This is a genomic window from Thermodesulforhabdaceae bacterium, from assembly GCA_037482015.1.
Taxonomy (GTDB): Bacteria; Desulfobacterota; Syntrophobacteria; order Syntrophobacterales; family Thermodesulforhabdaceae; genus JAOACS01.
In genome coordinates this window covers 475,020-491,585 of record JBBFKT010000001.1, presented here as the reverse complement: position 1 = coordinate 491,585, position 16,566 = coordinate 475,020, and the positions used below count along the sequence as shown (strand labels likewise).

General features: G+C 43.2%; 13 protein-coding genes. 3 read left to right on the top strand and 10 right to left on the bottom strand.

The window, feature by feature from the left end:
* Positions 1–2 precede the first annotated feature (2 nt).
* The 4 genes from WHS38_02220 to WHS38_02205 are packed head-to-tail and all read right to left on the bottom strand — an operon-like array spanning position 3 to position 4,073.
* Positions 3–608, bottom strand: a complete 606-nt coding sequence (locus WHS38_02220; GenBank protein MEJ5299785.1) for a hypothetical protein — start codon at positions 606–608, stop codon at positions 3–5.
* Positions 586–2,064, bottom strand: coding sequence for a sigma-54 dependent transcriptional regulator (locus tag WHS38_02215; GenBank protein ID MEJ5299784.1), 1,479 nt, complete (start codon positions 2,062–2,064; stop codon positions 586–588). Before WHS38_02215 ends, WHS38_02220 begins: the two co-directional genes overlap by 23 nt.
* A 12-nt stretch (positions 2,065–2,076) precedes the next feature.
* Positions 2,077–3,567 carry an ATP-binding protein gene (locus WHS38_02210; GenBank protein MEJ5299783.1) on the bottom strand — a complete coding sequence of 497 codons (1,491 nt, stop codon included), beginning with the start codon at positions 3,565–3,567 and terminating at the stop codon, positions 2,077–2,079.
* The gene (locus WHS38_02205) at positions 3,564–4,073 is read right to left on the bottom strand and encodes a hypothetical protein (protein MEJ5299782.1); all 510 of its coding nucleotides are present in this window, start codon (positions 4,071–4,073) and stop codon (positions 3,564–3,566) included. Before WHS38_02205 ends, WHS38_02210 begins: the two co-directional genes overlap by 4 nt.
* Positions 4,074–4,430: 357 nt before the next feature.
* Here WHS38_02205 and WHS38_02200 point away from each other — a divergent pair, with 357 nt between their 5' ends.
* Complete coding sequence (locus WHS38_02200; protein MEJ5299781.1) at positions 4,431–5,567, top strand: radical SAM protein; 1,137 nt, start codon at positions 4,431–4,433, stop codon at positions 5,565–5,567.
* A 75-nt stretch (positions 5,568–5,642) separates the two neighbouring features.
* Here WHS38_02200 and queF read toward each other — a convergent pair whose 3' ends face one another.
* The 6 genes from queF to WHS38_02170 all read right to left on the bottom strand — a co-directional run bounded on the left by queF (position 5,643) and on the right by WHS38_02170 (position 13,605).
* Positions 5,643–6,101: a preQ(1) synthase gene (queF, locus tag WHS38_02195; protein MEJ5299780.1), complete on the bottom strand. Its 459-nt coding sequence runs from the start codon at positions 6,099–6,101 to the stop codon at positions 5,643–5,645.
* 899 nt (positions 6,102–7,000) lie between these two features.
* Positions 7,001–7,612, bottom strand: a complete 612-nt coding sequence (locus WHS38_02190) for a class I SAM-dependent methyltransferase (GenBank protein MEJ5299779.1) — start codon at positions 7,610–7,612, stop codon at positions 7,001–7,003.
* A gap of 25 nt (positions 7,613–7,637) precedes the next feature.
* Positions 7,638–9,596, bottom strand: coding sequence for a TonB-dependent receptor plug domain-containing protein (locus WHS38_02185; GenBank protein MEJ5299778.1), 1,959 nt, complete (start codon positions 9,594–9,596; stop codon positions 7,638–7,640).
* A gap of 210 nt (positions 9,597–9,806) precedes the next feature.
* Positions 9,807–11,876: an ATP-binding protein gene (locus WHS38_02180; GenBank protein ID MEJ5299777.1), complete on the bottom strand. Its 2,070-nt coding sequence runs from the start codon at positions 11,874–11,876 to the stop codon at positions 9,807–9,809.
* A gap of 107 nt (positions 11,877–11,983) precedes the next feature.
* Entirely contained in the window at positions 11,984–12,442 is a 459-nt protein-coding gene (locus tag WHS38_02175; protein MEJ5299776.1) for a hypothetical protein, read from the bottom strand.
* Positions 12,430–13,605 (bottom strand): ABC transporter substrate-binding protein, encoded by a 1,176-nt coding sequence (locus tag WHS38_02170; protein MEJ5299775.1) that lies wholly within the window; start codon positions 13,603–13,605, stop codon positions 12,430–12,432. Before WHS38_02170 ends, WHS38_02175 begins: the two co-directional genes overlap by 13 nt.
* Positions 13,606–13,796: 191 nt before the next feature.
* Here WHS38_02170 and htpX point away from each other — a divergent pair, with 191 nt between their 5' ends.
* Both htpX and WHS38_02160 read left to right on the top strand, forming a co-directional pair.
* Complete coding sequence (gene htpX / locus WHS38_02165; protein MEJ5299774.1) at positions 13,797–14,651, top strand: zinc metalloprotease HtpX; 855 nt, start codon at positions 13,797–13,799, stop codon at positions 14,649–14,651.
* Positions 14,652–15,308: 657 nt separating this feature from the next.
* Positions 15,309–16,514, top strand: a complete 1,206-nt coding sequence (locus tag WHS38_02160) for a hypothetical protein (GenBank protein MEJ5299773.1) — start codon at positions 15,309–15,311, stop codon at positions 16,512–16,514.
* Positions 16,515–16,566 lie beyond the last annotated feature (52 nt).

Below are 16,566 nucleotides of genomic sequence, written 5' to 3'. Positions count from 1 at the left end.
CTCTAATCCCAGGTAAGCATTTTTACAAGACGACCCCAAAACCCTTCTTCTCTGCTCTGATGAGAAGTTTCACCCGGCAAAAGGTAGTTCCCGAAATGTTCATCTCTAGATTGGCTTAAAGAAAGCTTCCGTTCGAGAGTCTTAATTTGATTTTCAAGAGTTTCTTTTTCTTCTGCAAAGATTTTTCTTAGAGCTTCATCTTTTTCCGCGAGCTTCTCCATAAAATCAGCTCTGATCTTTTCAATTTCCGCATCCTTAGCCTTAAGAGCAGTCTCAAGTTCCAGTATCTTTTTCGTTAATTCTTCATTCTGTTTAATAAGTTCCAGGATTATTTTCTCCTGCTGAGTCTGTTCCAGGATTAACTCAATTCGGCAAAGGATAGCTTCCAGCACTCTATCTTTTGAAGCCAGATCATCTGGTTGTCGCCCTTCCAGTTTATCCAATACCTTGCGCATCCTAAGGAAGGATCTAATACCCCAGTCTGGAATACGCCATTCGTCATTTTCAAGCTTGGCCGGGAGTAAGCCTTCTCTTATAGCATCAAAGACTTCTTTTTCTGATATAGCCAGCATTTCGGCAGCTTCTTTAATTCCGTATTGTTCCGCCATGGTTTTGCTCACTACGCTTGTATTGTTCAATCTGGATACCGTATCGTTTAAGTATGTATTGCAAGGCTTGACGTTCAAGTCCGCAGAGCCTTGCAGCCTGAGAAATATTACCATTTGTTATGGAAAGCAAGCGACCAAAAAAACGTTCGTGAAATTCTTTTAGGTTTTTCTCTTTTGCATCCTTATAAGAAAGTTCCATATCGCCAGAGTTTTCGAAATTTTTCGAAAAATCAGGAAACAGTTCAAAGGAACGCTCTATTGTTCGCCCTTCTACAGAAGCCCCCAAATCTTTCAAAAGCAGTTCTTCGCCTTGAGCAAAAAGCACACCTCTCATGATAGTATTTTCCAGTTCCCGCACATTGCCTTTCCATTCCTGATTCATGAGCCATCTCATAAGTTCTGGTGATATTTGGCGAACAAATTTTTTGAACTTATCAGAATATTTTTTCAAAAAATGCTCAACCAACAGCGGAATATCCTCCCGGCGGTCTCTAAGAGACGGCACGAAGATCGGCACAACATTCAACCGATAGAAAAGGTCCTCTCGGAAGCTTCCTTCTGCAATTTTACGTTCAAGATCCTGATTTGTGGATGCGATAACTCGAACATCCACCTTTATTGTGTGAGCATCCCCCAGGGGTTTTATTTCTTTTTCTTGGAGAACTCTCAAGAGCTTCGTTTGTATGTTCATGGGAATATCGCCAATTTCATCCAAAAAGATGGTGCCCCCCTGAGCCTCCTGAAAAAGTCCCTTTCTGTTATGAACGGCGTGAGTAAAGGCACCCTTTTTGTATCCAAAGAGCTCACTTTCCAGGATGTGTTCAGGAACAGCAGGACAATTTACCGGAACAAAAGGACCCGATCGACGATCACTGAGTTCATGGATGGCTCTTGCCACCAATTCTTTACCTGTGCCTGATTCTCCCCGTATAAGGACTGTCACATCTGTTGGAGCTACCATCCGAATTGAATCGAACACTTTGCGCATTGCCGGGCTAGATCCAACAATATTTTGAAAGACTTCGTAATGTTTAACGCTTTCTCTAAGTCGGAGATTTTCTCGAAGAAGCTTTGCTCGTTCTATGGCTTTTCTTAGCGTAAGAATAAACACATCCTGCTCCAGGGGCTTGGTTATAAAGTCGTAAGCTCCTTCTTTAATTGCTCGCACAGCCACTTCAATACATCCGTAAGCAGTTATCATTATAACCGTTATAAGAGGATAATGATCCCTTATATAACTAAGGAGTTCGAATCCATCCATATCTGGCATTTTTATGTCGAGACAGGCGACATCTACATCATGAATATTAAGTAATTCCAGAGCCTTATTCGCTGACTCAGCAAAAAGAACCTCGCACTCCGGAAGTTCAAGCCGGACGATACGCCCCAAAAGTCTCAAAAAATCTGGCTCATCATCAACAATCAGTATGCTCGCATTTATCTTGCCGTATTCCATACCGCCCACTCACTAATGTCGAAGGGGCAAAACAATGGTAAAAATGGCCCCTTTGCTTTCGGTACTTTCGACCATGATGTCTCCCCCATGCTCCGCCACAATACCATAGCTTACAGCCAGCCCCAAACCAGTGCCTTTGCCGGGCGGTTTGGTGGTAAAAAAAGGTTCAAAAATCTTACCAAGATGCTCTGGAGGAATTCCACAACCGTTATCTTCAATTTGTATCAATACAGAATCCTGACTTTGTTGTCTTTTAGTTCTAATAAATATTTGCCCTCCCTTCTTATCGCCTATGGCATCACGAGCATTTATAAGGATGTTTATGAAAACTTGTTTCATTTTGGACACATCCAGAGAAAATTCGGGTATCGATCTGTCAAAATCTTTTTCAACCACAATGTTGGATCTTTCAAACTGGTGGTGAAGCATAGCAAGAACTTCCTCTATGACAGAGTGAATGTCAGTAAGTTGCCTTTCTGTCGGGGTCATTCTTGAAAATTTGAGAAGATCTCCCACAATGTTTTTACACATCCTTACATGTTTTTCTATGGTTTTAAGATCTTCGTAACGTTCCGAATCAGGTGGTTCAGAACGGAGGAGAAGTTGAGTATAGCCAAGGATAATGCCAAGGGGATTGTTGATCTCGTGAGCAATACCGGCGGCAAGCCTACCAATGGATGACAGCTTATCGGCATTAAGAAGTTGACGTTCCAGAATTTTCCTTTGAGAAATGTCTCTAAGCCAAAGCACATATCGTTCACCATACTCCTCTCTGGAACCGCTTATAAGCACAACTAGTTTTTCACCGTTTCGAGGCTTTTGAAGAACGCATTCCCAGTTCGTCACATATCCATCCTGTTTGATTTTTTCCAAGAAACGCTGAAATTCTTCTGAACTTTGAAATAGGTCCTCTAGCCTTATTTCTCCGATAATATCCTTCCGTTCATGCCCGAAGAGTCTCAGCCCGGCAGTGTTAATGTCCACAATATTTCCTTCTGGGGAGGCAATAATTATAGCTTCTTGAGCATCTTCAAAGAGGCGCCGATATTTGCGCTCTGATGCGATAAGCTCTCGAGTCCTTTCTCTGACTAGTTCATCCAGATGTCGGTTAATGAAGATTAATTTGTCATGAGCATCTCTAAGGGATTCCTGATCTCTCATAATTCTATGATAAATCCCCCATATGCGTTCAAAAAAGAGAGTGACTGCACCACCTACGACAAAAGCCAGAGTATTAAGGGAACCACTATAAGGACGTAACATCTCCCATGTGTGTTTATACCCTGTGGCTATAAGGATATGCTGCACTATATGTCCAATTGATCGTGATAAGGCAAAAAAAGAAAGAGCCATAGAAAGCCACAAAAGATAAGCCCATATAACATTGTCAGGATCCATTCTGCGAAGAGAAAAAGCCTTAATAACGCAAAGAAGTCCGAAAAGAACCATCAAAAGAGAACCGAGCACATCAACAAACCAAAAGGGGAAAAAGGGAAAGATCATGATTCTTGCCTTTGGCGAAGTGTTTTAACTGAATCGGTATAAAGTTCTCTTAATCCTAAGAATATGCTTGCAATGGCTGGAACGCAAAGCAGATGGTCTAGTTTTAAGAGATAATAAAGCACAGCCATATTTTCGCTAAGAGATGGAAACTCTATTGTGCCGCTCCAGTGGTTTCCCTTGACGATCATATTAACCCCATTTGTTCCCTCAATCCAGTGACCTACAAAAGCATCAATATTCCACAGGATTAAAAAGGTAGCACCTAATCCAATGAAGCGCCATCCACGCTGAAACAGGAGTTTCATACGAAAAAGCCAGTAAATAAGTATCGTCATGGAAATAACAAAGAAAAAGTGGGCTATTTGATGCACATAAAGCCCTTCGGGATCTCCATGGAGCTGTAAGGAGAAAGCAAGGTTGGGACATCCGATATTCCAAAGCAAGCAAAGACCAGACCATATAGAGGTTTTTAAGACAGCATCGATAAAAAGCTTGGCTTTGCTCATATACAATAAGCCTCCATATCCGAATTGAACCGATACTTTGAAATGATACAATCACCCTGCTCCATTATCAATAAGATGCGACAGATGATTCCGAAAGACTGTTCGGAAATTATCCTTTATTTGGAATCTTTTTAAGTTCTTACGTTTTGATCACGCTGGAATAAGATCGTTGGTTGGAATAGCGCCCCATATGTAGGGGCATGGCATGCCATGCCCCTACGATACAGCAACCTCGGGTTATCGTTGCGATTTTTTTCGAACACCCTCCTCTGCTTCTTGTCTTTCCGGAATCCGAGGAAAATAATTAAGTTTAACGTAACGCGAAAATCCAACAGGAAAGGGGGAGGTAACCAGGGTATGAAAACTGTAGCATGGCAGGAATTTATTAAGCCAATGACAGGCAGGCTACCCAAAAAAGGGCGATCCTACTATGTCCAGAACTTTGTTCGAGCTTTTAGTTCATGGCTGATTCCTTACATCAAATCGCGCATAGCATATGATAGCTTTAAACCCGTGTTGGCTTATCTTTACACCGACCTTGATTGTAACATGTCGTGCCGCTACTGTTACAGCCGAGGTAAACACATACCAGGAATGACCTTTGAAACAGCCATTAAGGCTGTAGATTGGCTGGATTCCATCGGTTGCCGGGTGTTAGCTTACATGGGAGGTGAACCTCTTATAAGAAAGGACTTTATTATTGAACTCACAGAATATGCTACAAGAAAAGGCTTTTTTGTTTATCTTCCCACAAACGGCATCTTGCTGGACGAAGATTTTATAAACGCCATAGGCAAAGCCGGTGTTGCAACTATAAATCTGGCGGTTGATGTGGTGGAACCTAAAGATGGTCTTCCGAAAGCTCTAAGCAGGATACGAGATCAACTCGAATACCTTATAGCTAAAGAACCAGAATACGGCTACATTACTTTTCTGAACATTAACATCACTCGCTACAACATTGAAGATGCAAAAGAACTTACCGAAATAGCCAACAAACTTGGCATAGCAACGGACTATCACATCAACGAACCTCCTCCAATAACTTACGAAAATTTCCATCACCACGACGATGGATGGTGGATTACACCAAACGAATTTGAAGCTGTTGACAAGCTGGTAGATTGGTTAATTGAAAAAAACAAAGCCGGTTACACAATGGTAAACTCTATAGAGCATCTTGCAGCAATAAAGGATTTCATCAGAGGGAGACTTAAACCCTGGAACTGCCGTGCTGGAGAGCTAACAATGGTAATACGCCTCGATGGTAGCTTCTCACCCTGTTTTGAATTATACGGAGCCGATGAAGACTGGGGAAATCTTTTCGAAGGTCCCAAGTTCGATCGAAGTGCTCTCTCCGAAATGAAGAAAAATTGTTCTAAACACTGCCTTAGCACTTGTAATTTCCAAACGTATCACTATTCAAAATCCTTTATTTATTCATTACAGTGGATCGTAAAGCACGCATATTCGGACTTATTAGGCATCTCATAAAAAGCATAAAAGGTGCGGCACATCATATACGGTGTCGCACCCGGGTAGTGAATTAGCCTACAACGGCCTCTGTTGTTACTCTATAACAACCTTCCTGGATGGAATCGGGAGAAGCTGGCAATTAGGGGGAAGGACTCCAGTTTCTACACACACATCTATACTTATACCTCCGCGAGCATTCCATAAGCCTATGACTCGAATATACTTTGGATCCATGGCTTCCTTCAGGCGATCATGAATATAAACCGTGCCCTGCTCCTGAAATGTGCCGTAATTTCTGAAGCTAACGATAAAAAGCTTAAATGATTTGCTTTCCACGAGCCACATATCTGGAACGTAATCCACAATGATTGTAGCAAAGTCGGGCTGGCTGGTTATGGGGCAAAGGCTTGTAAATTCAGGGGCTGTAAGCCTGACCACATAATTTCTCCCGGGATAGGGATTCTGAAAAGTTTCAAGAACTGCTTCCTCAGGGGATGATGGAGTAGCCGTTGGTTTTCCAAGCTGAGTTATAATTCTTCGATATTTTTCCATAATAATTTTCCCTCTCTTCTAAATTATAATTTCCTGCAAAAATTAGGCAGTCTGTCCCCAGTGTCACTAGTAAAAACCCATTCTAAGTGGTAAAGCACCAGAGTTAATTATACTCAAGCCAATTAAGATTCCACTTTTTTATTTCCATAACACAGCCGTAACTATAGGGCAAACAGGCTATTAACCACCGTGCCGCATCAAATTAGACCAAACGCCACTTGTAGGACCAACGCATGCGTCGCCCCTACATTTAGTGCGCCCGGCATGGACATGCTCTTGGATGTGAGAACCCTCCCGTGAGTTGATCACAGCGAGCTAAGTGAAGCGCAACTACACGAGGGTGACCTAGTGTGGATAGGAAGCTTGGAACGAAACTGCGAGCCGATGGACAAGAACCGGACCCCTCCCCAGCCCTCCCCGTCAACGGGGAGGGAGTGTGTAGCAGGGCGAGCGGGACTGAGCCCGCGAAGCTCTCTTGATTAAGGCGAAATGACGTAAATTCAGCGGTTGTGCAGTAGGGGCGAAAAATTTTTCGCCCCTACATTGGGTGCGCCCGGCATGGACGTGCTCTTGGAGGTGAGAGTCCTCCCGTGAGTTGATCACAGCGAGCTAAGTGAAGCGCAACTACACGAGGGTGACCGAGTGTGGGGAGAAAGCTTGGAACGAAACTGCGAGCCGATGAACAAGAACCGGACACATCCCCGGCTATCCCCGTCAACGGGGAGGGAGTTTGTAGCAGGGCGAGCGGGACTGAGTCCGCGAAGCTCTCGTGATCAAGGCGAAATGGCGTAAATTCAGCGGTTGTGCATCTCACGTAGGGGCGACCCATGCGTCGCCCCTACATTTAGTGCGTCCAGCACAGGCAAACAATCGTGCACACCATCCCTTACAACATGCATCTAATATCTTTTTCGAGCTCTTAAGACAAATCGACCAGGTCGGTCATCGATTTTTTCTATCTGCAACCCAACCGCTTCTGCAAGGCGGTGGAATGTCTCGTCATTGGGCAACAGATCATCGGAAACTTCGTTCCTAGATGCATGATGTCGAGCAAGTTCTTCACGGCTTAATAAATGGGCAATTACAAGCCGTCCCCCTCTTTTTGTTACTCGCGACATCTCTTCCATTGCCCTTTTAGGATCATCAAAATGGGGAAAAGCCGCAAAGCATATAACTTGATCAAAAATTTCTGATCGAAAAGGCAAGTGATGAATATCAGCACAAAGCACTCCATCTTGACTTCTCGATAATTTTCGTTTTGCTTCTCTCACCATAGGAAAGGAAAGATCAAGGGAACAGATTAGCCCAAGAGAGCCAAGAAACTTCACAAGATAAGGAATAAGAATTCCTGTCCCTGTTCCAACATCAAGCACATAAGTGCCCGGGGCAATAAAAAATTCCGACTTGATAAGATCTTCCAGTCTTTGCCTTACTTCTGAGGGATAATGTTTCTCCTCCCAGACGAGGGCTTCTTTGTCAAAAAACTCTTTTTTGCTCCTATTTCCTTTCATATAACTAGGCGCCTCCGCATTCTTTTTAGAAAGTCACTTTTCCTCCTATCATCCAGGTTGTGCCGGGCATGGGATAACCTGGATAATATTCATAATTTGTGTCAGTAAGATTTTCGATAGCAAGGAAAACTTCCCCCTGCACCCGTTTAGTTGGAAGAGGCAGTTGATAACTAAGTTTTCCGTTAAGTAAAAAGTAGCTGTCGATGTTTGCCGTGTTTACAGCTCCCAGGCGTCTGGCTTTAGTGTCCACATACATTTTGTCCACATACTGGCAGTCCACGCTTAGCTTGAAGTTATCTAAAAACCGCCAGTTAACACCGGCACTAAGAGTTATATCGGGAGCATAAGGGGTAGATTCTGGATCTTTGTCCAGAAAAGTAACTCCTACGAAAGTCGAAATGTTATTCGTAGGATTAGCCGTTATGGATACTTCAACACCCTTTGTTCTGTATTCTCCAATGTTAGCATATTGAGGTGGGGGTGGAGGCGGAGGAACGATAATGTATCGGTTTTTACCATCGTTGTAAAACCAGGTCACGTCTAGATCCAAACGTTTATCAAAAAAGGACTGTTTAAGCCCAACTTCCAGATGATCCATCTTTTCCGGATTGAGATCCTGCCAGCTTGTCTTCAAGGCAGGATTAACTTTTTCTGAAACAACCACTACGTCAAGCCCCGGATACAGTATCCCTTTGGAGTATCCCACATGAACGATGGTATCCTTATAACCGGCGACAATTCCAGCGTGGGGAGCTACTTCCGATCCAAAATCGGAGTGGTCGTAATATCTAAAGCCCGCAGACGGTATTAAGTAAAAACCATCTTTTTTCCCGAACTGGTGGCTAATAGCTACGTAGGGCGAAATAATATCGTAATCGTGCCCATTCCATACATCGATAGTCCCATCAGTGAAGGTTTTGTTGTAGTTACCGTCGGTGTAGTCCCAATCAAACCCTGTAACTATTTCTCCACCTTCCCAAAGGTGGAAGGTTTCGCGAGCCTTCACGCCATAAAACAGGAAATTGTTATAAAGATTTTCCTTGAGACCAGCTTTGGAACTCGATGGCTGGTCGAGCCAATCCCCATCGCCACTATTTCGATAAAGTTTTAGATAGCCTTCGGCCACAGGATATTTGTTTTCGATCGTGGCTATACCGAGCCAGGCCTTAGTCCTGTATCTTCCCAATCTGGTGGACGGTTTACCTTCCACACCAGGGTCATCGGCGTAATTGTCGGTTCGAAAGCCAAAAAGAGAAACTCGCCATTCGTCGCTTAGCTGATATCCAATCCTTCCGTAGAAATCCTTGAGTTCGCCGTCCGAGTTTTCCCGATGCCCATCTGAAGTCTTATATCCACCGCCGAGATAGTAATCAAACTGTCCTACCTTGCCCCCCTGTTCGCCCTTCGCAATATAGGTTTCGTGAGCCCCTCCAGAAAAGGAAAGCTTAGTAGCGAAGCCCTCTGTTGTCTTTACTCTGGGCACAATATTTACCACAGCAAGGGCGTTTCCAAACATATATGGCTGAGGGCTTTTGTAAACTTCGATGGACTCAGCAGGATCGATAGACATAAGATCGAGAAGGGGATGATTCCAGACGCTCATAAACATGGGCACTCCATCTATAAAAGTCTTTATCTCTGCCCCTGGTCTACTTGCCCCCATGCCCCGGATAAAAATACCTCCTCCTGTTGCTCCCCCAAAAGCTCCAATCATGTTGTATCTAGAAATGTTAACCCCGGGGGTACGCCTCAGGGCAGTGCTGAGATCCTGAGCATTCAGGTCTTCCATTTGCTCTTCACTGACAATGGTTTTCTCACTACCATACCGATCTCGCTCATTGCCTTCAATTATGGGCGTTGCGGTGACCAGAATGGTGGTAAGTTCCCCAGCATCATTTTCGTAAGCCAGGCATGGACAAAAGTATGAAGAGACAGCGTAAAAACAAACTAAAAACAAAACCAGCACAAAGTTTTCCTTCTGCATGATTCACCTCCTCAATGCATAAAAAGCCTTTAACTTCATCTTGAGCCTTCTTGACTCGGAGTTTCTTCAAACATGAAAAATTAAGGAATTTTAAGGAAAAACGCTGATATAAAATTATGCTGCCTTCGTGGCAGAGCTTGAGAAAAGCAAAAATGTTTTTAATTTACCCAACCTAAAAAAGCAACACGAAAACAAAACCAGTTAACCTACCTAGCTGATTCCCCTCTGTTTTTCCTCAACCTTCTTGATCGCTTCTTTAAGAGCCAATATGGTAAAGGGCTTAGTTAGAGAGAGCACCACTCCATAACGTTCGAGATTTTCAAGAACTTTACCATGTAAATACCCACTTGCAACTATTATTGGCACTTTTATCCCTTTTGACTTTATTTCTTTCAGCAAACCTTCGCCTCCAATGCCTGGAAGTCCAAGATCGGTTATGATCAGGTCGTAGGAAGAACTTTCAATGAATTTAAGAGCCTCCTCCGGATCTGAGGCTTTATCCACATCGTAACCTTCTTTACGAAGAAACTCTGCCATAAGATCTCTCACAGCAGGTTCATCTTCAACAAACAGGATTCTTAACGGTCTAAAAGACTTTTTATCTTCCCTGATTCTTTCAAGCTTTTCTTCATCTACCTTTTCCAGCTCTACCCTTGCTGATTCTTTCCTTCGATAAACTGGTAAAAACAAAGTAAACCTGGTGCCCTTGCCTAGCTGACTCTCGCAGGAAATGCCTCCACCGAGCTGTTTAACAACGCCGTAAACGACCGAAAGACCTAAACCACTACCTTTACCCACAGGTTTAGTAGTAAAAAAGGGATCAAAAATTCTTTCTATCGTCTCTGGCCCCATCCCAATACCGTTGTCTCTCACAGTTATCTTTGCATATCTTCCCACAACCAAATCAGATCCATCAGAGATATCATCAATGTTTGTAGGTTCGATTATGATTTCGATAACTCCAAAGCCTTCTTCTTTAGCTTCAATAGCGTCTTTCGCGTTGTTCAGCAGGTTAAGAAAAATTTGTTCTAGTTGACCTTCCTCAGCAATAACGGTGAAATCATCTCCTTCAAACCTAACTTTAACTTCTATAGATCGCGGGAATACCTGACGACTCAATCTCACCACTCTGTCTATTTCCTTTTTGAGCGAAAACTCTTTTTTCTCTCCTCGCTGTGATCTGGCAAATGCAAGAAGTTCTCTAACAATATTTCCTGCTCTGTGCTGAAGAACGGTTACATCTTTAATATGCCTCCGCCAGAAATCGTTTTCTCCAAGAAGTTCTGCTAACTTCGAAGACAAATGTTCGATATTTAGAGCTATTGCCTGCAATATGTTGTTAAACTCATGAGAAATACCAGCCACGAGAGTTCCTAAAGATTCAAGCCGCTGGGTTCTTTCAAGCTGGGCTTCCAAATGCCTTTTTTCTTCTTCCGCCTTTTTGAAAGGCGTTACATCCGCCATTACGATAATACCGGCTGGTTTTCCTCTGAATAAGATAGAACTAACAGAAACCCTTACAAATTTTTCTTCGCCGTTTTTTGTCTTTGTTGGGAACTCATAACTGACAACATCTTTGAGAATCCCCTTTTGTCTTTTTGTGGCGTTATAGGCTACCACATCACGATATTCCTCTTTTACAAGTTTCCAGAAGGGCACGATGTTAAATAATTCATCCTCGGAATACCCCAATATGGCAGACCCAAACTTGTTTGCATAAACGAGACGGTCATCTTGGAATATAAAAATACCAATTGGTGCAGTTTCTGCAATTAGCCGAAATTTTTCTTCACTTTCTCTGAGAGCTTTCTGGTATTCGTAGTTTTCTATAAAAGCCTGACTGAAACTTTCCTCCAGAATTTCCCCTTCGCGGAAGGGGAAAAACCCTTTGATCATCACAGAATCTCTATTTTTACTGCTGATTTCTCCCTTCACATAGCTGGAAAACAGATCAAGAGGCATTATAAAGTGCTTAGTTATCCAGCTTTTAGTCGATTTTTGGAAAACAATCACCATACACATTCCAAAAATCGCTAAACAACTGATTGCATATAAAGTTGGTCTTATAATGCCCCAGAATGGAGTAAGCACTATAGACCATATACCAACTGTGGGATTGTAATAACCTGCTATGAAAAAAAGGGAATTTTCGTAATATCCTATGGTAAAGTAAGAAATTAACTTTTTGTTTTCAAACCATCTGTAGCCACTGATGTTTTCCTGTCTATAAACCTTGGCGTAATCTGTGTGGGCTAGGTAATTGCCGAACCCGTCAACCAAAAACAGCTGATCGGGAAATCTTACGGATGATTGGACAAAATTCCACAACCTTTCGAGGTCGATTTCACCAATGATAGCGTGATCCGGATGATTATCATATCGAATCCCTAGAGTGATCGTTTTGGAAACGGGGGAGTAATAAGGCGGAATAATGTTAATGTTTCCAAGTTTTGATGGTGGAAAGGAAGAATGAAAAAAAAACGACCTTTAACTGCGCCAAGCGGCGAAACAAGTTCCAAGACATCGTGACTGCTTTTGTTCACAGCAAACATATGGTGAAAATAGCGACTTACCATGAAGTACTCTATGGAAAATGAACTCGGTTCCCGAACATTTAAACTGGTGGAATAAACTCGAATTAGCCTGAAAGCATCATCAAAATAATCCTGAACCACTGCTGAAGATATTTTAGCTTTGTGAGTCATTTGATCTTTAAGGATTTGAATTTGAGGAAAAATCATCAGAACTATAGTAATACTAAGGATCACACTTGGAATAGCTATATTCCACCAAAATATATATTTTTTAACAATGCTGGAAAGAGAAGGCTTTTTCACTTCTGCCATTGTGGAAGAACCTCCCTGACAAATTTAGGCCCATCCTTTTCCAATTTGTAAATCCACCATGGATGATAACAATCCCCAAATTCGTCAACAAAAATTTTCCCTGAAATACAATCACAATTTATACCGGAAGAGAGGGTCTCTTTCAGTTTCTCGACCTTCCCACCATTTTCCTTGAGCGCCTTGGCAAGAATCCTAACAGCATTGTAGGCATACAATGCAGGGAAAGCCATCTTCTTGCCATATCGTTTGTTGAACCGATCCTCAAAACTTTGAATTTCTCTAATATTCTCAGGAGGTGCGACATGTTCAGCAAAAACATTGACAGTATTTCGATGAAATATATATGGAAGGTGGGATATCAATTCCGGGGTCATCGCCCAGGCTCCAGCAAAAACAGGAATATCCGGGAAATTATCTGCAAGCCAACCGATTATTTGAGAAGCATCTATGGCTGATACAGCTAACACTATGACATCTGGCTTGACTACTTCAATAGACTTAAAGACTTCTTCTGGAATCAGTTCTTTTTTTGATAGGTAAGCAACACGGTATGCTGTAAGGTCTCCTTGAACTTCAACGGTAGTCACAAAATTTTCTATAAAATCAGATGTATATTCCCAATTGCCTATATCGTAAACGAGACACCAGAGTCTCGGTGGGTTAGGAGGTTCTGGCAAGGTTTCAATGGCAAACTGAGCAAGCCCCCGAGCCCGCGTTTTGTTATCGTTCATTACCCGAAAGAAATAATCCTTCAATCCAGAAAGCCTTGACGTTGAAACAGTAGGACTTACAGCTACTAACCGGGCATCGTCAATCAAAGGTTTTAGGGTGACAGCATTTGTGCTGAGCATAGGCCCAACAATTGCCACAACTCCAGCATCCCGTAACTTTTGAAAAACCTCCTTTGTGCCTTCCGGAGTGCCCTTATCGTCCTCTGGTATAAGCACTAAAAGGTGCCCATTAATACCACCTTCAGCATTGACATCCTCCACAGCAAGCATTGCACCATTTCTGCCTAAAACACCCAGATCAGAGTATTTTCCGGTAAGGGGACCCATAAATCCAATAACTATGGGAGGTTTTTTCCTGTGAAATAGCCACAGGAAACCAACTGACACCAGGATAAAAAAAACTAACACATAAAACACATTCCTTTTTCTCATCTTGGATAGCCTTTTCTTATGGTTTGGACAAGGCAAAGTCGTTTAAAATATATACTGTTAACGACTATCCGAAAAGCCTTTTTAAGAAGGGTTCTTGTAAGACCGATTATGCTTGACAGATTTGAAAGTTTTACTTTCTTATAAATTGTGAGAGTAATAAATACCTATATCAACCTGGGGAGGTTGTAACTATGGGAAATCAACTCAGAACGTTTTTACTCCTAGGTCTCCTTACCATACTGATTGTGCTTATAGGTAAAGCGATTGGGGGATCGAAGGGAATGATCTTTGCCTTTGCTATAGCGGCCATTATGAATCTCGGAAGCTACTGGTTTTCGGACAAGATTGTGCTTTCTATGTATGGAGCTCAGGAAGTGAGAGAGGACGAAGCACCAGAGCTTTACGCTATGGTGAGAGAACTTGCTTATAGGGCAGGACTGCCTATGCCAAGGGTTTGCATTATTCCCAGTGAAAGCCCCAATGCTTTCGCTACCGGTAGAAACCCAGAACACGCTGTCGTTGCCGTAACTGAGGGGATTCTGAAAATCCTGAAGCCCCATGAACTCAAGGGGGTTCTTGCTCATGAGATAGCTCACATCAAAGATCGCGATATTCTTATTGGTTCCATTGCTGCCACCTTCGCAGGTGCTATTATGGTTCTTGCTGACATGGCTAGATGGGCAGCAATTTTTGGTGGAGGTCGTTCAGACGAAGAGGAAGGCGGTGGTTTAGGAATCATAGGAGTTATTGTAATGTCGATAATTGCTCCTCTCGCAGCGATCCTTATCCAGATGGCAATTTCAAGATCAAGAGAATATCTCGCTGATGAAGAGGGAGCAAAACTTTCTGGAAATCCCGAATTTCTTGCGAGCGCTCTTGAGAAACTCGCCTACACTACGGAAAGAATTCCAATGGAAGAAGCAAAACCTGCGACAGCTCACATGTTCATTGTAAATCCTCTTACTGGGGGTGGTATCCTAAGCCTTTTCAGCACTCATCCCCCCATCGAAGAACGTATCAGGCGACTAAGAGCAATGGCTTTTTAGAAAAAGCGTTCTATTGGGATAGAGGCGGTTAGTTTACCTAACTGAGTCCCTCCCACACCGCCCGGCATGCAGGTCCGCATCGGGTGGTTCGAGAAGTGTAGGGGCGACCTCTTGTGGTTGCCTCTGGAGGCAGCTACTACGGCATCTGCTGACTTCTCGCTCCGGTTCTCCACCGTCACCTTTTAATGCGCATGTAGGGGCGACGCATGCGTCGCCCATTTAAACGGACGGCGAGGACACCGTTTCCCCGAAAACGGTGTCAAAATATTGGGAGGGTCGCCGTCCTCGGCGACCGATTCATTGCTGGGTTCAAATCTGCCGTTACCAGTCACACCAACCAATATCGCGGGACACCCAGCGTGCTAATCTGGCAACGCAATTATTACGAACACATTATCCGCACTGAACAGGTGATGAACGCCATCCGCCAATACATCCACAACAACCCCTTGATTTTTACACAAAGGAAATAACACTTTGAGCTTAATCAACCGTTTCTTATGATATGATTAAAATATAAAGTCCAGGTTTTCAGTCTAAATTTTTATTTAACGTCCTCACTAGCTGGTTGACAAATCCTTTGCTTTTTGTTTGTTTTGGAAAGAGATTGAGGAGGTAGGGGATTTGCTTTATTCACTCGCATGAAAGGGGTAACCTATGAAAATTTACAAAATCAATAACAAACATTTTGGTCTGATGTGTATAGGAGTTTTGGTTTTATTTGCTATGCTCGCCTGCGGGCATAAATCGGTAGAAACTATATCACCTACTGTTCAGCAATCTCCATTCGGCGGGGATAATAAAGTAGTGATCCTCCCCTTTGCCGATTATACTTCTGGAGGCACTCCATATGAGTATTGGCGCAGAAACATTCTTGTTATGGAAGCTTTACAGGACGAATTCAAAAAATACGGTTTTGGCATTGCCATAGAAGAAGATGTGATTAAATACCTCCTTGACAAAGGCATTATTCAGGAAGCCCCAGCCAACCACCCAGTTCATCCGGAAGTGGCAGCCCTACAGGAAGAACTTTCTTCCAGCTGGAGCGATGTGATGAAGCAAGAGATCGCTCTTTCTATTTACCGTAACATCAGCCAGTCCAGAACTTCTGAAGAAAAATTCTGGAATCAACAGCGCCTTATATCGCTTAACAAAGAAACTCTTAACCAGCTTGGACAGCAGTTTAATGCCAGATTCATAGTGCGTGGGCGTGTTATTGACATATCCACGGGGCAAGATGATAGTTTCAATCCAGTCCAGACAGGTATCCTTCCATTCTTCTTCAAAGTAGGATCAAGAACGGTCTTTGGAATAGCTCAGTCTGATACTTACGAAATGATCGACAAGATGGCGCTTGGAGGTCTAATGGGGCTTACGCTGGGTAGCAATCGAGTGCCCATTGAGCCGACCGAATCGGTGGAGGGACATCCACGATTTGGCGGTGGTATTGTGGAATCTAACAAATGGAGTGCGGCAAATGTGGCTATCTGGGGACTGGTCGGCTCTGGAGCCGCTTATCTTGCTCATAAGGGCGGACGAGTGGATAAAGCTATCGTGCAAATAAGAGTCATCGTACAGGATGCTGATACAGGCGAGATTGTTTGGGCAAATCGGGCTGAAGTAAAGACAACTCCTCGGTCTGTCTATGGAGAACACGACCCGGATGTCCTACTTGCTCGAGCCATTCAGGATGCGGCGGCAAGTCTGGTGAAAAACTTTGTGCTTTCCCAAGTTGAAGGCAAATATGTTATTTATGATAAGTATGGAACTTTGATGGTTATGCCTAAAAGCTCCGTAGACAAGTATAAAACGTTTATGGTTGCGCCCAAAAGTACCGCAGAACCCGCGGGTGAGGCTAAGTAAGTGAAGAATACTTAGAGCCACAATAGGGTTCAATTTGAAGTGGGTGGGAAAA